We start from the raw sequence: 18,592 nt of genomic DNA, 5'->3' as shown, positions 1-18,592 counted from the left end.
CTAAAACGATTTAAACCATTTTTTAAAGCTTTTCTCATCAGCCAACGCTGCACGCACTGCGATTGCCTGAGCCTTAAGGCTATCTGCTTCCATTTTCATGATGGCTTCCGAGTAAATCCTGACCTGGGCAAGCGTCATGTCTAGGACTGAACCGGCTCCTGCTTTCCTAAAGAGGAGGTCAAGTTCTGCCCATCCAGTTTCGCGCTCAGATTCTGCATGCTGGTTTGCACGGCTGGCAGAACCTTCTGCACGAAAAAATCAGTGTTCACCTCGATCACTGCTAGGGCTAGCTTTGCCAACTCATCAATTCCCAGCTGATTAATCCAATCGACCGGTTTTCTGCAGCCAATGGCTGTTGCCTTGATCACAGTCTCTGGCGACTTGAGCACTAACGCCATGACATCGATCTCTTGTTTGATCAGGTCGCCGAGCACGGGCTGAATAGCCGCAAGAAAAGCATTCAAATCCTTTACTTTGATAGGGGTAATGGCAATCGTTTCCCCGCCTGCCGTTACCTCTATACCAACGGGCGTTAAAACAGCCAGTTCGTTATTGTGTTCTGTGTTTTCCATAACGTTTTATTGTTCGTTTTTACCAATTAAGACAGATCCACCACGCGCCCAAACTGACCAAGGATGGCATCGCCCACCTTGGTTTCATCGAACAAGGCAGCGCCGGATAGGGCGAGCTTGGTCACATCATCGCTAATCAGTACAAGCTCGTTGAGCGGATCGAGTGTTACTTTGTAGAGTTCAATCAATACTGGCTTGAGCGAGTCGGCGGTATTCAACCCTTCGAAACGCAACCAGCGGTCGGGTGCGGCTGCCTGGAACAGGCCGACATTGACTTGCGCGCCATAGCTGTAATCTGCCTTGAATGGCTGTACATAAGTGCCGATATTGAGAATCTTGAGCGTGCCATGATCGGCGCTGGATATTTCATAATCAGTACCGGCCACCAGTGTGGCAGGAGTGCCAGCCGAATCCTTGACTACCACTGATGACACCTTGCCATTTTTCAGCCGGGCATAATCGCCCGCTGCTAAGGGATTGGCCAATGCTTCAGCAGTGACTGTGCTGCCAGTAATAGTAGATTTAGTGCCGTAGAGCACTAAGGCCAAGTTGTCAGTGGAGAATTCCTCCAGGGAAAATTCCACGCTGGTTTTCTTGGCGGTAATCAACGAGAGATCGGTTAAGCGCTGACCGCTGGATGATTCTTTGTGTTCAAGCTTTTCTGTTTCCAGATTAATTTTGAGATCTGGCACATTGCCGACAAAGCGCATCGCTGCCGGAAATCCATCTGCTGCGCGGCTGGCGATGAATACTTTTCCTTGTCCTGAGAAATACATAAGGAAGGCTCCTTAAAGTTAGAGAAATTCTTCAGCCGTGCCGATGCTGATCAGCCATCGTGCGCTATCAGCATCCATGGCCAGTCTTGCACCTGCTGGATAATCACGCCCGGCATGGGTATGCGGCTTAAGTAATTCGATAGTGATCTGCTTGCTTTGCGGTATCTCCGAGATTGCGGAATCAGCAGATACCAGGTTATTCTGTTTTGCCATATCTCCTCCAGGTTTAAAGAGTAAATTGCTTCACGCGCGTCTCGATCTGCACCACACCGGCTGTCAAGCCCGCCTTATAGAGCAGCTCGTCATTCATGAAATCGACTGCGGTCGCTTTCCAGATGCTTTTGTTGATTTGCGCTTCATTAAGCAGATTCGCAATGGATTCCAGCATTTCATACAGCCCGACCGGGCCAATGGCTTCACCCATGCGGCTGGCTACCTGGCCACGGCTGTTGCGTGCCACGCACGCAATGCCGAAATGAACTTTGGCGCTGCGGCTTTCGATCTGGAATGCAGCCGGGGCGACATAGACTGCGGGTGCATCGGTAGCAAAGCGCTTGATCAGGCTTTCGCCAGTTAAATCAGGCAATCCTGCGACATCACGCAGCTTTGCTCCTAAAGAGGATGCTTTGATGTGCGTGATCAGATCGTTTTCGAGTTCAGCTAGCATCGGCAGCCTCATTAATGGCGCGCTCGATGCGCTTCAATATCCAGTTTTCATCCTGGGTACTGATGCCCATGTAGGGCCTTGCCGGGATGGTGACTGACTTACGAATGACAAAATCTCCATTGGCAAGCCGGAAGCGTAAGCCTTTACCGTTTTTTGCTTTGATGATGCCACCGAACTGGTGGATGGCTGCATAAACGCGATTCACACTTACCTGGGCAAAATTGCGCCCTGAGTCATGGGCTACCGAATCAAGCAAATGGCGATCCAGAATCAAGGTGCGCTTGCCGGTGAGTTTTGCGCGCAAGCTGGGTTTCCAGCGCGCACCATCCGGGCTGGTCTGGCTGATGAAGCGCTGCCGGGTGCTTTGTTCGAGCTTGTTGGCGATATCCTGCATTACCCTAGATTGATCGCGGCCCAGCGTCATCAACCGCTGTAGATTTGCTCGGATGCGTGCATCGTCATAGCTGATCTCGAAGGATTGACCAGTCATTAGATAAACCCTCCCTCATTGCGCTTGAATACCGGTGTAGTTGCAGACATTTGCGCAGCATCATTGACCGTAGGTTTGTTGCCGGATACATCTACGCCGATATTTACTTGACCTTTGGCCAGTGCTTCCAGTTGGCGGATCGCTATCCTGTATCGCTCCTGAATGAGTTCAGGTGCCTGATCGTCATACAATGCGTGGCGTACCAGATTGCAGGCAATCAACATCACCATTCTTGGTACGGTGGAAAGCGGCAAGGTGTAGCGCGTCGCCAGATAGCCATTGATGACGCTGTCTGCATCCAGCAGCCGGTTGTTGATCACCGCGAGCGCTGCCAAGGTGGCATCCTGTTCTTCTTGGGTGTACCCGCTCAAATCACCGCCCTCGGCAGCGGTCTGCAACATCGCAGCAGACACCAGGCGTGGCGTGCCCCGGTCAGCCCGTTGCGCGATTTCTTCAGCACCGAACTGGTCAAGCAGGTGAGTGGAGATGGCGTAGGTCATTTTTTCTTGTTTGCTTTATTTGATTCTGTGTTTTCTTCAACGGCCTCGATTGCACCAATAGCCAATAATGGTTTAGCGTGGGTCTCATCCAGCTCGATGTGGCTGCTAGGGGCATAGTCAACCTGGTCATGATTGACTGGCGTTTTAACGGTGTAATTTTTCTTGCTCATTTTGATCCTCAGCTAAATCCTGCCCGGCTAATTTCCGGGCAGGGGTCGTCGGTATTGGCTTTACTGATTCTTAATTAACCGCGTTCTGGAAGAAATATCCCAAGTCTGTCGCGCAAATCAGCTCTTTCACCCGCTCGCCCACACGCACGCGCTGCGAACCGGTCAATCCCACTTTGGGCTCATCGATGTTCCCGGCAATCTTGTTGCCCCATTCGCCGGTGAAGCCGAAAGTGACACCAGCTTGCGGGCCTGCTGCACGGTCGCGGTAAATAAAGGAGGCGTGTTTGCCCCATACCCGCGCTAGGCTGGCTGTCTGCCCTTTCTTTGCGCTATTGGCAAAACCGGCTCCAACATAAAGTGCTTGCAGCTCGAAGAAGTCAGCAAACTCCTGGCGCGATACCATGCCAGCACCCTGGTCGGTGTTCTTGATGGCCTGCACGATCTTGGGATGGCGGCGCAGTTTGGTCCAGGTCGCTTGCCCCAGGATGCCGATGTTCGGGCGTATCACCGGAATATCGAGCGCATCACTGATTGCTGCCACCGGATCGGAGTTTGTGGCATCAGACCATTGGCTGGTACCGGAGAGCGTCGTCTGGTTGCCTGCTGCGTAGCTGTTGGCATTGAATACCAGTGAGGCGACACGTAGCTCGCGCGCCAGGTTGACCAGATTGGTCAGGTACATGGTGGCTGTACCGAGCGGATTAACGCCTTGGTTGTCAGCCTCGATATCCTCGTTTGGCACCAGATCATCCAGACCATAATCGACCACTTTGTCGGTGATCTCGGTTGCGTTGAAATCCACCTCGTTGGGTGTGCTCTTGCGGCCCACAAGGGTATCCGGCACAGTGAAGCCTTGCGCCAGATCATATTTGAGATATTTGAACTCTTGCGCCACTGGTGTGCGCGGCAGAACCTCATCGGCAATCAGCGCAATATCGGGATTGCGGTAAGCTATCGCTATGGCGGTGAGCTTGGGGTCGATCGGGAATGGCCGGATTGCGCCGATGGCGGCAATGCCCAGACTCATGTCTACTGGGACATAGTCTGCCAGCACCACTGTGCTGAAAACCAATCCCACCAATAAAGCGATCAGAAACCGAATATTGAATAGCCTGAACATCTGCGTCTCCTGTAATTTATTGAAAATCCGTTTGTAAGTATGTATAGCCGTCTGAACCCGCTTAGCCTTGCATGATGCCGGGCGCAATCAGCACTGGCGCAATATCACCAGGAGCCGTGGTGACCTCGGCAAAGCCGATAATGCGTACATTGCTGCCCGCCGTAGGCGCTGCAGCCACACCTTTGCCATCCACATCAGATGTCACTGGGCCGCCGCGAGTCACTACACCAGCGAACTCCAGCTCGGCAATGCCTGATTTGACGATGTCGCAACGCTCGCCTGAAGCTGGCCCAACCGACTCGCAAACACCCATCAGGGAATCAGTCGCAGCGGCGGCCTGCACTACTTCACCATCGTTAGAACCAGGCTTAACGATGCGGTATGGGTTAATCGCGCCACCAGCGGTGTAATTCTTGTTCAATAGCGTGTTAGCCATTTTTTCTCCTGTTAATTGCGTTGATCATTCGCCATAGGTGATCACGAGGATTGCCCCTACTTATTTGGTAACGTGTGCAACTGCCTGGGAGGCGGTGACAGTTATGCCTAAAGCTGCTTGTTCAGCTACATACTTATTGGCAACTGCCGCAATCGCGTTGGCGTCATTCAGATCCAGCTCCACGCTATCGGGTACTTTCCCTCCGGTCTGAGTTTTGGTTAGGGCGGCAATCGGTTGCGCGGCAGCCAAGTATTGTTTGAGTGATGCCAGATTTTCTTTACCCAACTTGCGCGCCCATTCTTCCTGGGCTGGCAGCAGCTTGCCTTCAGACAGCGCCACCTCGACTACGTCATCTACCTCGTGCTCGATCTTTTCCGCTTTGAGAGCTGTCACCTCGTTCTGCAACGATTTCATCACGTCAATCGATACGAATTTGGCAGGATCAGGGTGATCGGCAACTGCCTTGAGGGCAGCAATGGCATCGTCTTTTGAGCTGAGCAGAGTGGTCAGGCTGGCCAGCACTGAGTCAGCATCCGCAGTTTCATTCTGGCCTGAGAGTTTGCGTAGTGCAGTCAGTAGCTGTTCTAATTGCATGTCTTCTCCTTCAATGGATAAAAATTGAGATGCTGCGACGGCGTCCATACCATCGAGCGCAGGATTGTTGGTTAGCGCAGCATTTAACAGCCTTTTGATTGCGCCGGTCTTCTTGTCGTAGGTAAAGACAGGGGAAATGTAACGATACTCACCAGCTTCGATCATCTGGTTGGCACGCTCGGTCCATTCCACATCGACAGCAAACAAGCCTTCCGCCTGTCCTGAACCTGTCGAAGGACGCCATTCCAACTTGCCAAACCAACCTGCAGCCGGGGCGGGTTGACCGTTTTGTGCAGAGAGCAGAGTTTGGTGTTCGTAATCCACCACCGTTCGGTTTACGCGGCTTTCAAACTCGGCAATCAAATCTGCTGCCAGAGTTGCATCGATATACCAGTTCGGTACATCCCGTGGACGTCCATCCGTGGCACGGAATTCGCCCGCAGGAAATAGCTGGATTTCCCGGCCAGGCGTCATGGAAATAGCGCACGCGGCCAGTCCGATAGAAAAGTGAACTTGTTGGAGTTGTTTTTGATTCATGCCGCCATAGTACCGGCAGCAATGAGAGTGATTAAGGAGGGCTTGATTCCTCCTTAAATCAAAGAGCTAGTCTAAAACAGATTAGCACTTCATCGACAAGTCAGTCAAACGAGAAGCAGAAAAATATGAGACAGCAAGTGCTGCCATGATTCCCAAAACTATATATCGGTCTATTTAAAATGATATGCAGTTAGAAAACATGACAAATGTAGCAACTTTGTTGCTATTAATGCTGAAAGCATGGAAGATATATGTAAACTATATAATTACTTGTTTGATGCCATTCGTTCGATGACCCAAGTTGATCAAATTCTCAACCATCAGCTCCCCCAAGGAGTAGTCAACTCCTACGGCATCGAGGGAGCATATTGCTTCTGCCTCGAACCTATTGATACCTGCGAATTGCTCAGGAGTACCATCACCGAAAAGCCAGAGTATAGAAATTTTGCATTGCGGAAAGTTTGTGCCGATGTCGAGCTCGAATTTTTGCCCTGTCATTCAGATCTGGTTATTCAACTAATCGTCGATTTCAAGAAAGCTGATTATCGTCTTAGGCAGTCTCTTGGTTTCGTCCTTTCACAACTTGCTGACGTTGTTCCCACCGCGACACGCCGGAAAATTCAGAAATTTTTCTTAGTCTCGCAGTACGTCGGTGGACACTCGTACAGAAGATTGAACGTATGCTCCCAGAAGCCCAAGAACTTCAGTGCCGGAAGCTTGTTTAGAGATATGGCATTTAACAGCACATTGCAAGTGACGTTTAATCCGTTGCGCACCTTTGCTGTCGCAAAGACACGCATCGCCTCAAATGCACCTGAAAGTGGGCGTTATACGCACTAGGGGAGTGCAACACGATGCTAACCAAAATCAAAGTCCACGGCCTATCTACCTTTTTCAACGCTTCTGTTTTGGAAACCGATAAGAAGGTAAACCTCGTCTATGGACTCAACGGTTCTGGCAAATCTACTATCTGTAAGTTTCTTCGCAACCCAGAGGGTGCTGAATTTACGTCATGCTTCATCGAAGGAGGCGAAGGAGCCACAATCTTTGTCTTCAATGACGACTTTATTCATGAGAACTTCTATGAATCTGAAAAGATTCCAGGAATATTTAGCCTCTCCAAAGAAAACAAAGAATTTGAAAGAATGATCTCCGAAGCAAGCACATCTAAAGCGACGTTGCTAGCGGAAAAAGAGTCCCAAGTTTCAGCATATACTTCTGCACTGTCGAAATTGAAGGCAGAGAAAGAAAAAGTAGTAGAAGCTATATTCGAAATAAAACGCAAGTACTCTGGAGGAGATCGTATACTAAAGTTCTGTCTCGAAGGTATGATGGCCAATAAAGACAAGCTTGCAGAGCATCTTTGTGCCATCAGCAAACCTGTAGCCGAACCGGAATTTACTGTCAAGCAATTGCAAGAGGAGGCTAGAAGATTGACTACCTCTCAAGGTAAGCCTCCTGAAACAGAACTCAAAATGATTCCAAGTTATAACTTAGTGGAAACCCATGCGCTTTTTAAGACAGCCATTGTTGGCTCCCAAGACAGCACATTTGCTCGCTTCATCAATAATCTTCGCAACTCAGACTGGATTCGTCAGGGTCTCGAAAAATACGTAAACCAAGACGGTGAACTTCCTCAGTCATGCCCCTTCTGTCAGCAACCAACGCTTTCAAATCACATTCTAGAGCATCTGCGCTGCTATTTCGACAAAACTTATGATGTCCAGATCGCCGAACTTAACTCGCTATGCAGTAACTATATAGCAGTGATTGAAAGAATTCCGAAGCTTTCTGAGTACCAAAAATCATTATTTTACAGCGATTCCATAGGCGTTTTGTATACGCAACTTCAAACCATTTTGTTGGGCAACAAATTATTGCTAGATAAGAAAGTTGAAAGTCCTTCCACTGTGATCGAGCTTGAAGACACTACTGAAGCAGTTAATAAACTCAACACCGCTCTAGCTGCTGCTAACGCAAATATTGTTACCCACAATGAGAAGGTAAGAAACGCAAAAATATCACTCGCTGAGATCAACTCTAAGTTTTGGTCACTCATGCGTTGGCAGTACGACGCGAACATAGTCTTGATGCAAACCATAGATCAAGATATGGCACAACTGCAAAAGTCACACAAAGGAGAAATCGACAAAATATGTGCTGCGATTTCACAACTCGACAAGAAGATTGTCGAATTGCAGCGTCAAGTAGTGAATACAGATGAGGCGATAGGAAAGATAAACGCGGAGCTCGTTAAAATGGGGATTATGGACTTCGCGATCCGAAAGCATGAGACGTCTGCTCATCTATATGAGCTTGCAAGAAGTAGTGAAGTCCCAGGTAGCTTCAAGACATTGAGCGAGGGTGAGAAAATGATCATCTCTCTCCTTTATTTCTGTGAGTTATGCATGGGCACACAGAATCCTGACAAACCGTCATCTAAACGTATCGTGGTCTTAGACGATCCAATTTCAAGCCTATCTCATATTTTTATCTTTAATGTTGGCCGCTTGATTTGGAGTCACTTCCTTCGGAACGCTCAAATCGAACAGGTTTTCATCTTCACCCATAGTTTGTACTTTTTCTATGAGCTTACAGAAATTAATCCCGAAAATCGCAAAGCAACCCAAGCTCTATTTAGGGTTTCGAAGGACGCAACAGGAAGCAAAATTTTCCTCATGAGCTACGAAGATATTCAAAATGACTATCACTCTTATTGGCAAATCGTAAACAACCAGAATTCTCCACCCGCGTTGATTGCGAATTGCATGCGCAACATACTTGAATACTTCTTTGGATTTGTAGAGAAGACTAGCTTTGGGAATGTATTCCAGAAATCAGCCTTACAAGAGCCGCACTTTCAAGCATTCAACAGATACATGAATCGCGAGTCCCATTCTTTCGGACAGAACGTATTCGACCTCAAGGAGTTCGACTATGAGGCATTTCGACGAGGTTTCAAGCTCATCTTTGAGGAATGCGGATACAGAGAACACTATAGAAAGATGGAGAAGATTAGGTAGCGCATATAACAATTCTTTCAAGTCGATGCTATTTCGTGGCACGGCTCTTGTGCTTGCGCTACGCTAGCGCAATCCGAGCTACTGCACTGCGCAGCTTAACTCAGGCGTTATCTCCGTTAAAAATAAATTTTGTGTTACCTCACTGTCTTGTTTGGGTCGATTTCTGTGGATAAATCTATAGTGGAAACATCTACAATCAAATAAAGTTTAAACTTCCATATATATGAATAGCGATTAGACGCGATTTAACGCATAGTTAACGCGGGTGAAATTTTTAAGTAAGGACATTGTAGCCATTAACAGGGAATATCACTTAAATCCCTGATTTTTTGATTTGCTCATTGCAGCAGCTTTTAAATCATCTGGCAGGCGATTGATCTTGTCAGCTAGCGTCTTTTGCAAATTTGCCAAACGGCCGCCTGGCGGATAGTTAAAACTTGGGTCAACACCCTTCGGGATGCGCTGTACCTCTCCGGTGCGCTTGTTTATATAGGTGTAGGTTTCCTCCTGCGGTGGTTTGTAAGGTTTCAATCCCAGTTCATCTATTGTGCCCTCATCTAGTTGAATGACACCACATTTGCAGCCCCATGCTTTGACCGGATAATGAGCTTGCCAGAAGGGATCATCGACCGGCAACACCAGTCCATCCCAGGCTGAGTGCTCCAAGCGTGGGTGTTCGGAGTTGTTGGCATCATATTTGAGGTAAGGAAAAGCATCTTTATTTTTTTGAATGCGTTGCCATTGTCCTTCGCTGTGTGCAGTGCGCAGGTTGGTATCATAAATAACCTTGAGGCGGCGCGTGCTGCCAAGCTGCACGTTCTTTACTTCATTAGTGATCGGGTCAGTCATGTCAGCGCGTCCCCACCAACCTTTCTGCAACAGCAGGGGAGCCAGCTCTTGGCGGAATTGCTCGAAGGTCGTACCTTTTGCTAATGCTTTATCGACCGCCTCGCGAATATCGCGCAGGATGTCAAACAGCATGGCTTTTGCTACGGTAAACGCAGCTTGATGTTCTTGTTGCCACACATCCTCCCAGCTAAAGGCGATGAGGTAGCCTTTCTGGCGGAAAAATTCGATAACATCCACAGGTGGCAATAATTTGAATTCAAATGCTGGCATGGTTTATTTTGGTGGTGTAAGGGTGAACCTTATGTTCACCCTTGATAATCGACGGCGCAATGAGGCGATCACAAGGATCGTCACTACGGTTTCTGATTACGTACGCGTCCATAGATGGCAGCAGCAAATTGTCCTTGTGCCAGTGTCTCGGTCAGTTTTGAGGTGTCCATCGATTCAATTAGTCCGGCCATTTTCGTGCGAAATTCATCCAGGCTGCTGGTCGTTGCTGCTAGTTCCAGGACGGGCGCAATCAGTGGATCGGTGACGCGTTCCCAGTCGCTGGCCAATTCATCGCTGAACAGATCGAATTCATCCAGCCCGTTCTGTGCGGTGGCTGCAGTAATAGCGGCAGCGGAGGAGGGCGGTTGGGGAGGTGCAATATCAGGAAGGGCAGGTTGTAAGCGCATGAGCACCGGTTCATTTTTTTCTGGGGCAGGAATGCGCAGCTTTTCTTGTGCCCAGGAAACGGGTACCGGCAAACCGGTATCGACTAGCTTAGGCAGTGCTTCCGCATATAAACCAAGGTCTTCTGGTTCGCGCAGATCGATAGTGAAGCGAGGGATGCGGCGCATATCTTCAATACCGCCAATATTGAGTACCATGATGGGTACGACCAGATCCCGCGTGAGCGTGCCGCACAATTGAAGACTATCTGACATCATCAGATCATGGCGCACTTCGTTATGCACATTGCCCAGAGCGTTGGTGCTGGACTTACCGTCCGCCTGGCTGGTGAGCGTGCCGCCCAGGATGGTTTTGCTTTGCGTACGTTCGCACCAGTCCATCATGGCCTGGTAGGGGTCGTGGCTGCCTTTGGCGGCTTCCTTGAAATCGATCGACATGCCTTCCGGGATGATGCCCGCCGCATCGTGCCCGATTTGCATCACGGCACGAAGCAATGTGGCTTTTTCATCATCGCCGCTGCCGCTTGGGTAGGTGCCCAAGCGTAATGGCAGGCCATAGATTTCCAGGAATTCCGCTAAGTCACGCACAGAGTAATTCTTGAACAGGAATGGCCAGGCGAGTATACGATGCAATCCTGCGCGCGACAGATAGCCGGATTTGGCTTTATGTACATGAGTAATCCAGCCGAATGGTTGCAGCTGTGCACCATCCAGCGACATATCGCGCAAGCGGATTTGCGTGCGCGTGGCGCGATCGGTCATGAACCAGCTTTGCGGGCGGTGATAAATAGCCTTCGGTAACCAGTTATTCCCCAGCCGCTGCCATTCGTACTCCAGGCAAGCAAAGCCGTGGCCGATGGCATCCAGGCAATCGAGCACCACATCTTCCAGATTGGACACATCAAGCAGTAGTTCTTTGACTGCGGCGGCGATTTTCTTTTCTTTGGCGGAAGGGTTGCGCGGGGGCGCGATATCCCAGTTGCCTGTCAGCAATGCGCGCTTGCGTTTACTCATCTCTGAAAAGATATGTCCGTCTTTCTCCTCCATATCCAGGAATAAATCATGCTGTGCGCGGATATCTCCCTGCTCGGCACTTTCCAGGATACGCGCGAGCTTGGCTGGTGTAAGTCCTCGACTTGGATGGGCAGCGAACTCTTGATGCAGTTGTCCGACTTTCGCGCTTTGCGTTTCTTTCAGCTTACCAGTATCGATCGGGTTGCCATACATATCGACTAGTTTTACCATGCGCCTCCTTCATTTTCTGATTTGCCTGCGCTCTGGTACGCTATACCGCTGCTTCTAGTGGTGGCCGCCATCCACAGCATGTGCAATGCATCCGGCCCATCGTCATGATCTGCTTTGGGGAAATGCCGCAATTGATCGATCAGCGTAGCTTGCGATGGATGCAAGCGGATCAGGCCGTTGGCCATGTGCGGTTGCAGGGTTTCGATTCTGAGTAATTTGTCAGTGCTGGGTGTGATAGCAGTGGCCGGTACCGGCACGCCACGGGCAGCCGAACGCTTGACCAGCTCCGTGCGCAGAAACTCCTGGAACTGGATCACCTCCACCACCCATAACACGCAACGGTATTCTGCCTGTAACTTTATGATGTCTTCGATGATGCGATCGGGCAGGCGTTTTTTGATCAAGGCTTCCACTACGTCCAGAATACCGGTGTGACGGTTGAAACCGCCCACTAGCAGAGCGGAGGGGTCGCGACTTGCACCGTGCTTGCCCAGACTTGGATCGCATGCACCAAAGAAGCGCCATTCCATCAGGCGATTTACCCAGAACTGGATGCAGTTGGCAAAAGGGGCATCATCACCGGATACGGGATCATTTTGTTGTTCAGAATCGAATGCCGGACGGCCATCACGCGCACGTTTGACCATCAGCTTGTAAAGTGGCTGGGCGGCAGGCCAGGAAACGATTGAGCCTGCTTCCATTTCTGTTTTGCGCTCCTGGTAAAACGCTAATGCCTCCGCTTCACCCTGGTTAAGCAATAGCTCTTCCCACTTGTCCCACAGATCCATTCTATGCGGCCATTCGATCACCGCCCTGAATTTGCGTGCGTTCCATAGCGGGTTTTTGATCAGGCGCGCCAGCACCGAGTCATAGTGCAGAATGGTGCCGATGATGACCACGTCCATGCTGTCATCCGCCGGACCGAGTGACAGCACGGTTTTCTTCAGCCACGATTCTAATTTGTCGCGCTGCTCTGGGCTTCTGACGTTCTCATCGTTTTCAAGATCATCACCGATCACCAGATCCGGGCGGTGTGGGCCATGACGCAGACCGCGCATGCGTTTGCCTGAACCGAATACCTGTACTTTGGCATCGTTACTGGTTACGATGGTACCGACTTGCCATACGCGCCCTTGGCCGGCAGCCTGCGGGTAATCCATCATCAGACGCGGATTGAATTGCAACTCGGCTTTGATCGCCTCCAGCATAGGCAGCGCCTGATCGAGTGCATCCATGATGATGACTGGGTAATGTTTGCGCTGCGTGACTATGCACCAAATGACGAAGATCTGCGTCACCAGCGTTGATTTGGCATTGCCACGTGGCGCGGCAATGGCGTCATGATCGCCCACGCCGTTATCGACGATCTCTATCAATCGCTGATACAGGAAGTCATGCAGTGCTGCATTGGGATGCTTGATATAGTGCGGGAAATAGGTGCGTGTGAAGAATTCGAGATCATGCTCTGCACGCATGAGCCTTTCTTTTCTGGCTGCGCTATCTGGAGCGAAGCCATCAACATTCGCTTCAATCTGGCGGCGGAATTCAGCTGCTAACTGTATCAGCTCCTGCAGAAAGGCTTTCTGGGTAGTTTTAGCCATAGCGCTTTCCAATGCTCTCGCCAAACGGCAGCAGCACTTCTTCCATGGCAATCGCATGCTGCGGGTAATGGGTCTGGATGAACTGCACTAGGTCGCGCAGGATATCGGCGGCAAAGCTCAGCTTGTCCAGTTTTGGATTACCCTTGGTGACCGCGTTCATGGTTTTAGCATAGGCATCTGAAATACGTGACAGCACCTCCGCTTTATCCAGCGGTTTGATATCTTTGCTATTTTTGACGTCTTCCAGTGTGCTCTGAAATAACAACACAAAATCTTCCATCACAGCGGCGGTGACCGCTTCAGCGCCTTCCCCAGAGAGGCGGGCGGCTGCGCGCGCCCGGTCCCAGTCATCCCCATTTTCGCGGGCCACATCTTTCCAGCGCCGGATGGTGCTTAATGGGATGTTACATTTGCGGGACACACCCTCCAGATTTAACGCTTCATAGATATAAGCCGCACGGGCTTCGGTTATTGTTTTTGTAGAATATGCCATGCCGCACTTTACAGGCCGATCAGGGATTTGCCTTTCTCGATCATCAGCGCGATGCCCACTGATACCAGGCCGCCACTGACTGCACCGTTGATGGCTGATTTCGTCTCGACCTTGCGCAGACGGGTATCTAATTTATCCAGCCGGGCATTGCTTTCATCCTGTCTCTCGATCATGAGATCAAGCTTACCCTTGATTTCTCCAAGCAACAGCGTGTGTTCGTCAGTCATTTCATAAATCTCTTTTTATGGTTAATTCGTGTTCTTGCTGACAATCGATGCAGCGGGTTATCCCATTGATTTCTCTCCTGATTTGCGGGATTTCCTCACCACAATCCTCGCAGTGGCTAAACCCAGGTACTTGCGCTTCAGGTCGGATCGCGCGCCGTTGCGTGTACTCATACTCTGCTAGCTCGATTGCTTGCGCTAAATCATCCTCTTTCACTTATTCTCTCTTTCCGGTGGCGGGGTGGCCCATTCCACCAGCGCTTTGTGTTTCGCCTGGCACTCGTAATACAGTGCCGAGCGCTCCAGGCTGTTGCGCAATAAGGTCGCCAGCCGTCCGTCCGCAGCAATCGGCAGATCCGGGCAAAGGGAGGTCAGCGAGGCCGGAGGCTGGCGGATTGGGGACACTTGCAAAGGGACGTGAGTTGTAGAGGTGCAGGCCGTCATCATCCAGACTACAATCACCATAACCATTATTTTGATCAATGTTCTCATCGGCTTTTTCCTTGATTTTCACGTAAACGGTGCGCACGGTTTCACGTGCGGTTTCAAATCCCTGGGTGGTTTTAAGCTCGGCTTTCGCCTGATCGATGGCTTGTTCTTGCGCTTTTTTGACGGCTTCTTCGATGGCAAACGCCTGCCTAGCCAGGCAGGCATTCTTGCCATTGCGATGGCCTTGGTAGTAGCCGATGCCGAGCAGGGTGAATGCGCCAAGCAAAATCGCTAACCAAAAGTAAGGTGAAAATAACGTGTTCATTTGTTATCACCATACGTGCACAATTCATATTCCTGCTGGCGGCGCTTCTTCAGTCCCGCCAGCGCACGGCCGCCCGCTTTGTTCCATCGCAGAATCTCGGTGCAGGCTCCTGCATAGTCAGGTGGATTCTGTTTTAATTTTTTGGCCAGGGTAGATTTACAAAAAGCGCTTGCCCCGATGTTGTATGTCAGACTGATAAATGCGTCCGCCTCGTGCTGATACACCGGTACATCGCCGATACAGCTGGGGCGGGAGAGTTGTGTGACCATTTCGTTCGCATCACGGTACAGCAGTCCCAGCGCTCTCACAGGGTCGGTTTTGTCGCCCGCTTTAACGCCGGACGTTGTGCCAAAGCCGATAGTCTGCACTCCTATACCATCATCATAGGCATGCTCACGGTAACCCTCAGACCAGGCAATCGCTACCAGCGCAGCAGCAGATAGACTAATCAGAGCATTGCGCTTATTCTGCATCTTCAATCTCTGATTGAACAAGGATGTGACCAGGTAACGGCCGCATGTTATTGGCCAACCAATCAGTTACGGAAAATCCAGGACAATTTTGTGGTACACCCAGCAGGTCACGACACCCCAGCACGCGTGGTGTTTCGCTATCTCCCTGCAGCAGCATAATGTCTGTTACTAGGCCACACACGTTCTTCTCTAGACTCTTCCATTGGCTAAGTGTGAATTTATCTGTTCCGATCAGGCAGACGCCGATGCTCTTGCCGTTATAGCCTTGCGCATGTGCGCCGATCTCATCGAAATGACGGCCGGAGGCGACTGAACCATTGGTGTAGATCACGAAGTGATAACCGATAGCGGCGAGTTTATGGTTTTGCCTTTGCCTGAATTCAGCTGAACGCTTGAAGTCGCGTTGACGGTGCCAGCGATCAATCTCTTCAACGGAAAAATGCTTTCCGTTAGGCGTAGTAGAGCAGTGGATGATGATGCTTTTGATTTGTCTAGTCATGCCGCCATGATGGCGGAAGACGAGAATGGAAATAAGGCGGAAGCAAGACCGCCCGTGGAACTTGGACGGATGAAGTTAGCAGGTTATGCGGGTTTTGGTGGATTGTCAAATGAGTGATCTTTTTCGCATATATGTGAATCAGGCACAATCCATTTCAGTGGAAGCAAGCTTTTAACTATTAAAAAAACGCGAAAATATCATCAATATTCCCTGAATAAGTTTGATTTATGATGTGATAGTTTGTGTCAATTTGATTTAATAAGCGATAAACAATCATGCGTGATGCAATTGAGGAATTTTTGACTGTGCTTATATATTCTGTGCGGACTCAGATTGCTATTTATCTGGGAATCCTTTTCTTTATTGGAATTACATTCTTAGGCGAGCATATGACCTCTCAACTCAATACATCCGGCCAATTAGGGCCAGCCATGGAGGTCATCAAAGAAAAAGTATTGCATCAATATGATAAAGTAGCATATGTTGCACTTTTTGGTTTTCTGGTAACAGCTATAAGGATGTATCGTCGGGATCGTAAGAGAATACTTGGTTTGTGAATCATCTAGTTCTTTCTCTTTCCCCTTGCACATCTCTATTGAACATTTGTAATAGAAAATTTGAGCCAAAGTAAAGCTAAACATTAAATCGTTTTCACCACAGTTATTATACTGGAGTGGGGTCCTGCGCATTCTACCTTCCCAATTGCAGGTTTTGTCAATACCTTGGAATGTTCTGGATTTTACTGTACATTTTATCCCAGAAAAAAGAAGCGATGGCCACAACCAAAACTGCCATTCTTACCTTTCGCATAGAGCCGTGCCTGAAGAAGGCGCGTTGCGTGCCATCCTACTTGTGGCCACCAGTCCTTTGCTAACATGGAGGTGGGGTACTTAGCAGAGATTATTGCGGGCTCAATGAGATTGTGTCTCTTAAGCAAGGAGGATTGTTCGACGAGACTTCAACACCTGCTAAAGTGACAATTGTCACCTCCATAACCAATAATAGAATCAGACTGCTCATGACTGACAAGAACGAAACAATTGCTGAATCACCCAATCAAGCTGAACAATGCCGTATACAGCTCGCAGCGCTGATCCCAGAAGCGTTTTCCGAAGGTGAATTAGATGTGATTGCCCTCAGACGGGCAATTGGTGAGGATGCCATCATCGAAGGTGGTGAGCGATATGCCCTTACCTGGGCGGGGAAGAGCACCGCCTACAAGGTGCTGCAAACGCCGTCCACCGCCACGCTGCGACCAGAGCGCGATAAGTCGGTGAATTTCGACCAAGCGCAACACGTCTTCATCGAGGGCGATAATTTGGAAGTGCTCAAGATCTTACAGAAGGCGTACTTCGGCAAGGTCAAGCTGATCTATATCGATCCGCCCTACAACACCGGCTCGGACAGCTTTATCTACCCTGATCGCTTCCAAGAGAGCAAAGAAGAGTACCTGCGGCGCATCCACGACCTTGCCGACGACGGAATGCTGATGCGCGAGGGGTTCTTTCGCAAGAACAGCAAGGAGAACGGCCACTACCACAGCAACTGGCTGTCGATGATGCTGCCGCGCCTGTATATCGCACGGAATCTCCTACGTGAGGACGGGGTAATCTTTGTGTCCTGTGATGATAATGAGGTACACAACCTGCGGTGTTTGATGAATGAGGTATTCGGTGAAGAAAACTTCATCGCTCAATTTGTTTGGAAGTCGCGTGTAAGCGAGGACACCCGCGCGACCACCGGAGTTTCTACGGATCACGAATACATAGTTGCTTATTCAAGAACAGGTGAGGCAGTGCTTCGGGGGATAGAAAAAGACCTCGAAAAATTTAGCAACCCAGACAGTGATCCACGCGGTCCCTGGCGTAGCGCGGACCTAACAGGATTAGCGACAAAAGATGCGAGACCCAACCTGCATTATGATCTAATAGACCCAAATACAGGCGTGAACTACTGTTGCCCCCCTAAGGGTTGGAGATTCGACCCTGAGACGATGCAGAAGAAAATTTCCGAGGGTCGTATCCTGTTTCCGTCAAATCCAGAAGGTCGTCCACGACACAAGCTATTTCTGGAAGAAATGCGAAGCCTCTTCAAGAACATGAGTACTGTAATAACCGACGTAAGCACCGGAGACGGCACCAAAGAAGTCAATGCGCTTCTCGGGCAAGGCGTATTTAGCTTTCCGAAACCGTCTGGGCTTATTTCGCTTTTGGCAGAACAAGTGATGGGCGATGGTGACCTCATGGTCGATTTCTTTGCTGGCTCTGCTTCAAGTTTTGAGGCGATTACTTCCCTCAACGAGCGGAATGGTGTGAAGCGCCGAGCAGTGCTCGTGCAATTGCCTGAACCTGTGGGCGAGAATAGCGAAGCTGCTAGAGCTGGGTTTTCCACAATAGCGGATATTGCGCGCGAGCGTATTCGCCGCGTCATTAGCAAGACTCAACAATCGGTTGATCTCGCGAGCGCGGAACAGAAGGATGCCGGATTCAAATCCTTCCTTCTCGCCCCTTCCAACTTCAAACAATGGCGCGGCGACGGTATCGACACGCCCGAGCAACTTGCCGAGCAGATGCAGATGTTTGCCAAATCCGAAAAGGAAGGTGCGCAGGTCGAGGACATGCTTTACGAGCTGCTGCTGAAATTCGGGCAAGAGCTGACTACGTCGATCGAAACGCTGAATGTGGCGGGCGGCAAGGTGTTCGCCATCCACGGGCGCAAGACGCTGTTCGTGCTGAAGCAGTTCACCGAAGCCATGATCCAGCCGTTGGTGGACTTGAAGCCGCGCGAGATCATCACTATCGACGGAGTATTCCAGGATTCGGACAACCTGAAAACCAACCTGGACTTGCAATGCCGCGATTCGGGCATCAAGTTCACCTGTCTGTGAGGCTGTGC

Annotated in this window: 25 protein-coding genes; 4 read left to right on the top strand and 21 right to left on the bottom strand. The window is 50.0% G+C overall.

Going from position 1 to position 18,592, the window contains the following annotated elements; all coding sequences use genetic code 11:
• The 11 genes from AAW31_RS21080 to AAW31_RS02265 form a co-directional block, all read right to left on the bottom strand.
• Positions 1 to 138 carry a hypothetical protein gene (locus AAW31_RS21080; protein WP_158441342.1) on the bottom strand — a complete coding sequence of 46 codons (138 nt, stop codon included), beginning with the start codon at positions 136 to 138 and terminating at the stop codon, positions 1 to 3.
• Positions 139 to 140: 2 nt separating this feature from the next.
• The gene (locus AAW31_RS02305; RefSeq protein WP_052752029.1) at positions 141 to 572 is read right to left on the bottom strand and encodes a hypothetical protein; all 432 of its coding nucleotides are present in this window, start codon (positions 570 to 572) and stop codon (positions 141 to 143) included.
• A gap of 26 nt (positions 573 to 598) precedes the next feature.
• The gene (locus AAW31_RS02300; RefSeq protein ID WP_046848997.1) at positions 599 to 1,348 is read right to left on the bottom strand and encodes a phage tail tube protein; all 750 of its coding nucleotides are present in this window, start codon (positions 1,346 to 1,348) and stop codon (positions 599 to 601) included.
• An 18-nt stretch (positions 1,349 to 1,366) separates the two neighbouring features.
• Complete coding sequence (locus AAW31_RS02295) at positions 1,367 to 1,561, bottom strand: DUF7210 family protein (RefSeq protein WP_046848996.1); 195 nt, start codon at positions 1,559 to 1,561, stop codon at positions 1,367 to 1,369.
• Between the two features lie 13 nt (positions 1,562 to 1,574).
• Positions 1,575 to 2,015, bottom strand: a complete 441-nt coding sequence (locus AAW31_RS02290; protein ID WP_046848995.1) for a phage protein Gp37 — start codon at positions 2,013 to 2,015, stop codon at positions 1,575 to 1,577.
• The gene (locus tag AAW31_RS02285; protein WP_046848994.1) at positions 2,005 to 2,505 is read right to left on the bottom strand and encodes a phage virion morphogenesis protein; all 501 of its coding nucleotides are present in this window, start codon (positions 2,503 to 2,505) and stop codon (positions 2,005 to 2,007) included. Before AAW31_RS02285 ends, AAW31_RS02290 begins: the two co-directional genes overlap by 11 nt.
• On the bottom strand, positions 2,505 to 3,005 hold the full coding sequence (locus AAW31_RS02280) for a gp436 family protein (RefSeq protein ID WP_052752028.1): 501 nt from the start codon (positions 3,003 to 3,005) through the stop codon (positions 2,505 to 2,507). Before AAW31_RS02280 ends, AAW31_RS02285 begins: the two co-directional genes overlap by 1 nt.
• Positions 3,002 to 3,175, bottom strand: coding sequence for a hypothetical protein (locus tag AAW31_RS21075; RefSeq protein ID WP_158441340.1), 174 nt, complete (start codon positions 3,173 to 3,175; stop codon positions 3,002 to 3,004). The genes AAW31_RS02280 and AAW31_RS21075 overlap by 4 nt, the downstream gene beginning before the upstream one ends.
• 70 nt (positions 3,176 to 3,245) lie before the next feature.
• Positions 3,246 to 4,295 carry a major capsid protein gene (locus AAW31_RS02275; RefSeq protein ID WP_200899691.1) on the bottom strand — a complete coding sequence of 350 codons (1,050 nt, stop codon included), beginning with the start codon at positions 4,293 to 4,295 and terminating at the stop codon, positions 3,246 to 3,248.
• Between the two features lie 61 nt (positions 4,296 to 4,356).
• On the bottom strand, positions 4,357 to 4,731 hold the full coding sequence (locus tag AAW31_RS02270; protein ID WP_046848993.1) for a hypothetical protein: 375 nt from the start codon (positions 4,729 to 4,731) through the stop codon (positions 4,357 to 4,359).
• Between the two features lie 60 nt (positions 4,732 to 4,791).
• Positions 4,792 to 5,862, bottom strand: coding sequence for a phage protease (locus tag AAW31_RS02265; RefSeq protein WP_052752027.1), 1,071 nt, complete (start codon positions 5,860 to 5,862; stop codon positions 4,792 to 4,794).
• A 291-nt stretch (positions 5,863 to 6,153) separates the two neighbouring features.
• On the opposite strand from AAW31_RS02265, the gene AAW31_RS02260 reads away from it, so the two are divergent.
• Entirely contained in the window at positions 6,154 to 6,702 is a 549-nt protein-coding gene (locus tag AAW31_RS02260; protein ID WP_144412814.1) for a hypothetical protein, read from the top strand.
• Between the two features lie 14 nt (positions 6,703 to 6,716).
• Complete coding sequence (locus AAW31_RS02255) at positions 6,717 to 8,885, top strand: AAA family ATPase (protein ID WP_046848991.1); 2,169 nt, start codon at positions 6,717 to 6,719, stop codon at positions 8,883 to 8,885.
• A 309-nt stretch (positions 8,886 to 9,194) separates the two neighbouring features.
• Here the strand turns inward: AAW31_RS02255 and AAW31_RS02250 are convergent, their stop codons facing one another.
• The 9 genes from AAW31_RS02250 to AAW31_RS02210 form a co-directional block, all read right to left on the bottom strand.
• Positions 9,195 to 10,004: a phage head morphogenesis protein gene (locus AAW31_RS02250; RefSeq protein WP_046848990.1), complete on the bottom strand. Its 810-nt coding sequence runs from the start codon at positions 10,002 to 10,004 to the stop codon at positions 9,195 to 9,197.
• An 83-nt stretch (positions 10,005 to 10,087) separates the two neighbouring features.
• Complete coding sequence (locus tag AAW31_RS02245; RefSeq protein ID WP_046848989.1) at positions 10,088 to 11,653, bottom strand: DUF935 domain-containing protein; 1,566 nt, start codon at positions 11,651 to 11,653, stop codon at positions 10,088 to 10,090.
• A complete protein-coding gene (gene terL / locus AAW31_RS02240) occupies positions 11,647 to 13,254 on the bottom strand; it encodes a phage terminase large subunit (protein WP_046848988.1) in 1,608 nt (535 codons plus the stop codon). Before terL ends, AAW31_RS02245 begins: the two co-directional genes overlap by 7 nt.
• Complete coding sequence (locus AAW31_RS02235; protein WP_046848987.1) at positions 13,247 to 13,747, bottom strand: DUF1804 family protein; 501 nt, start codon at positions 13,745 to 13,747, stop codon at positions 13,247 to 13,249. The genes terL and AAW31_RS02235 overlap by 8 nt, the downstream gene beginning before the upstream one ends.
• An 8-nt stretch (positions 13,748 to 13,755) precedes the next feature.
• Positions 13,756 to 13,974, bottom strand: coding sequence for a hypothetical protein (locus AAW31_RS02230; protein ID WP_046848986.1), 219 nt, complete (start codon positions 13,972 to 13,974; stop codon positions 13,756 to 13,758).
• A 1-nt stretch (position 13,975) separates the two neighbouring features.
• Positions 13,976 to 14,188 (bottom strand): TraR/DksA C4-type zinc finger protein, encoded by a 213-nt coding sequence (locus AAW31_RS02225; protein WP_046848985.1) that lies wholly within the window; start codon positions 14,186 to 14,188, stop codon positions 13,976 to 13,978.
• Positions 14,189 to 14,725, bottom strand: a complete 537-nt coding sequence (locus AAW31_RS02220) for a hypothetical protein (RefSeq protein ID WP_046848984.1) — start codon at positions 14,723 to 14,725, stop codon at positions 14,189 to 14,191. It abuts the gene before it with no gap.
• Complete coding sequence (locus AAW31_RS02215) at positions 14,722 to 15,198, bottom strand: lysozyme (RefSeq protein WP_046848983.1); 477 nt, start codon at positions 15,196 to 15,198, stop codon at positions 14,722 to 14,724. The genes AAW31_RS02220 and AAW31_RS02215 overlap by 4 nt, the downstream gene beginning before the upstream one ends.
• Positions 15,188 to 15,697 (bottom strand): N-acetylmuramoyl-L-alanine amidase, encoded by a 510-nt coding sequence (locus AAW31_RS02210; RefSeq protein ID WP_046848982.1) that lies wholly within the window; start codon positions 15,695 to 15,697, stop codon positions 15,188 to 15,190. Before AAW31_RS02210 ends, AAW31_RS02215 begins: the two co-directional genes overlap by 11 nt.
• 275 nt (positions 15,698 to 15,972) lie before the next feature.
• Between AAW31_RS02210 and AAW31_RS02205 the strand changes: the two genes are divergently transcribed.
• Positions 15,973 to 16,254 carry a hypothetical protein gene (locus AAW31_RS02205; protein ID WP_046848981.1) on the top strand — a complete coding sequence of 94 codons (282 nt, stop codon included), beginning with the start codon at positions 15,973 to 15,975 and terminating at the stop codon, positions 16,252 to 16,254.
• 194 nt (positions 16,255 to 16,448) lie between these two features.
• Here the strand turns inward: AAW31_RS02205 and AAW31_RS23000 are convergent, their stop codons facing one another.
• Entirely contained in the window at positions 16,449 to 16,574 is a 126-nt protein-coding gene (locus tag AAW31_RS23000; RefSeq protein WP_258920408.1) for a hypothetical protein, read from the bottom strand.
• 141 nt (positions 16,575 to 16,715) lie between these two features.
• Between AAW31_RS23000 and AAW31_RS02200 the strand changes: the two genes are divergently transcribed.
• Positions 16,716 to 18,584 (top strand): site-specific DNA-methyltransferase, encoded by a 1,869-nt coding sequence (locus tag AAW31_RS02200; protein ID WP_046848980.1) that lies wholly within the window; start codon positions 16,716 to 16,718, stop codon positions 18,582 to 18,584.
• Positions 18,585 to 18,592: the final 8 nt, after the last annotated feature.

The organism is Nitrosomonas communis (assembly GCF_001007935.1).
Lineage (GTDB): Bacteria > Pseudomonadota > Gammaproteobacteria > Burkholderiales > Nitrosomonadaceae > Nitrosomonas > Nitrosomonas communis.
Note: the sequence above shows the minus strand (reverse complement) of the source record. Positions and strands in the feature narration are given on the sequence as shown.

Excerpts from the sequence above, each read along its gene's own strand:
- AAW31_RS21080 (WP_158441342.1), bottom strand. The coding sequence starts at position 138 with ATGACGCTTGCCCAGGTCAGGATTTACTCGGAAGCCATCATGAAAATG.
- AAW31_RS02305 (WP_052752029.1), bottom strand. The coding sequence starts at position 572 with ATGGAAAACACAGAACACAATAACGAACTGGCTGTTTTAACGCCCGTT.
- AAW31_RS02300 (WP_046848997.1), bottom strand. The coding sequence starts at position 1,348 with ATGTATTTCTCAGGACAAGGAAAAGTATTCATCGCCAGCCGCGCAGCA.
- AAW31_RS02295 (WP_046848996.1), bottom strand. The coding sequence starts at position 1,561 with ATGGCAAAACAGAATAACCTGGTATCTGCTGATTCCGCAATCTCGGAG.
- AAW31_RS02290 (WP_046848995.1), bottom strand. The coding sequence starts at position 2,015 with ATGCTAGCTGAACTCGAAAACGATCTGATCACGCACATCAAAGCATCC.
- AAW31_RS02285 (WP_046848994.1), bottom strand. The coding sequence starts at position 2,505 with ATGACTGGTCAATCCTTCGAGATCAGCTATGACGATGCACGCATCCGA.
- AAW31_RS02280 (WP_052752028.1), bottom strand. The coding sequence starts at position 3,005 with ATGACCTACGCCATCTCCACTCACCTGCTTGACCAGTTCGGTGCTGAA.
- AAW31_RS21075 (WP_158441340.1), bottom strand. The coding sequence starts at position 3,175 with ATGAGCAAGAAAAATTACACCGTTAAAACGCCAGTCAATCATGACCAG.
- AAW31_RS02275 (WP_200899691.1), bottom strand. The coding sequence starts at position 4,295 with ATGTTCAGGCTATTCAATATTCGGTTTCTGATCGCTTTATTGGTGGGA.
- AAW31_RS02270 (WP_046848993.1), bottom strand. The coding sequence starts at position 4,731 with ATGGCTAACACGCTATTGAACAAGAATTACACCGCTGGTGGCGCGATT.
- AAW31_RS02265 (WP_052752027.1), bottom strand. The coding sequence starts at position 5,862 with ATGAATCAAAAACAACTCCAACAAGTTCACTTTTCTATCGGACTGGCC.
- AAW31_RS02260 (WP_144412814.1), top strand. The coding sequence starts at position 6,154 with ATGACCCAAGTTGATCAAATTCTCAACCATCAGCTCCCCCAAGGAGTA.
- AAW31_RS02255 (WP_046848991.1), top strand. The coding sequence starts at position 6,717 with ATGCTAACCAAAATCAAAGTCCACGGCCTATCTACCTTTTTCAACGCT.
- AAW31_RS02250 (WP_046848990.1), bottom strand. The coding sequence starts at position 10,004 with ATGCCAGCATTTGAATTCAAATTATTGCCACCTGTGGATGTTATCGAA.
- AAW31_RS02245 (WP_046848989.1), bottom strand. The coding sequence starts at position 11,653 with ATGGTAAAACTAGTCGATATGTATGGCAACCCGATCGATACTGGTAAG.
- terL (WP_046848988.1), bottom strand. The coding sequence starts at position 13,254 with ATGGCTAAAACTACCCAGAAAGCCTTTCTGCAGGAGCTGATACAGTTA.
- AAW31_RS02235 (WP_046848987.1), bottom strand. The coding sequence starts at position 13,747 with ATGGCATATTCTACAAAAACAATAACCGAAGCCCGTGCGGCTTATATC.
- AAW31_RS02230 (WP_046848986.1), bottom strand. The coding sequence starts at position 13,974 with ATGACTGACGAACACACGCTGTTGCTTGGAGAAATCAAGGGTAAGCTT.
- AAW31_RS02220 (WP_046848984.1), bottom strand. The coding sequence starts at position 14,725 with ATGAACACGTTATTTTCACCTTACTTTTGGTTAGCGATTTTGCTTGGC.
- AAW31_RS02215 (WP_046848983.1), bottom strand. The coding sequence starts at position 15,198 with ATGCAGAATAAGCGCAATGCTCTGATTAGTCTATCTGCTGCTGCGCTG.
- AAW31_RS02210 (WP_046848982.1), bottom strand. The coding sequence starts at position 15,697 with ATGACTAGACAAATCAAAAGCATCATCATCCACTGCTCTACTACGCCT.
- AAW31_RS02205 (WP_046848981.1), top strand. The coding sequence starts at position 15,973 with ATGCGTGATGCAATTGAGGAATTTTTGACTGTGCTTATATATTCTGTG.
- AAW31_RS23000 (WP_258920408.1), bottom strand. The coding sequence starts at position 16,574 with ATGTTAGCAAAGGACTGGTGGCCACAAGTAGGATGGCACGCAACGCGC.
- AAW31_RS02200 (WP_046848980.1), top strand. The coding sequence starts at position 16,716 with ATGACTGACAAGAACGAAACAATTGCTGAATCACCCAATCAAGCTGAA.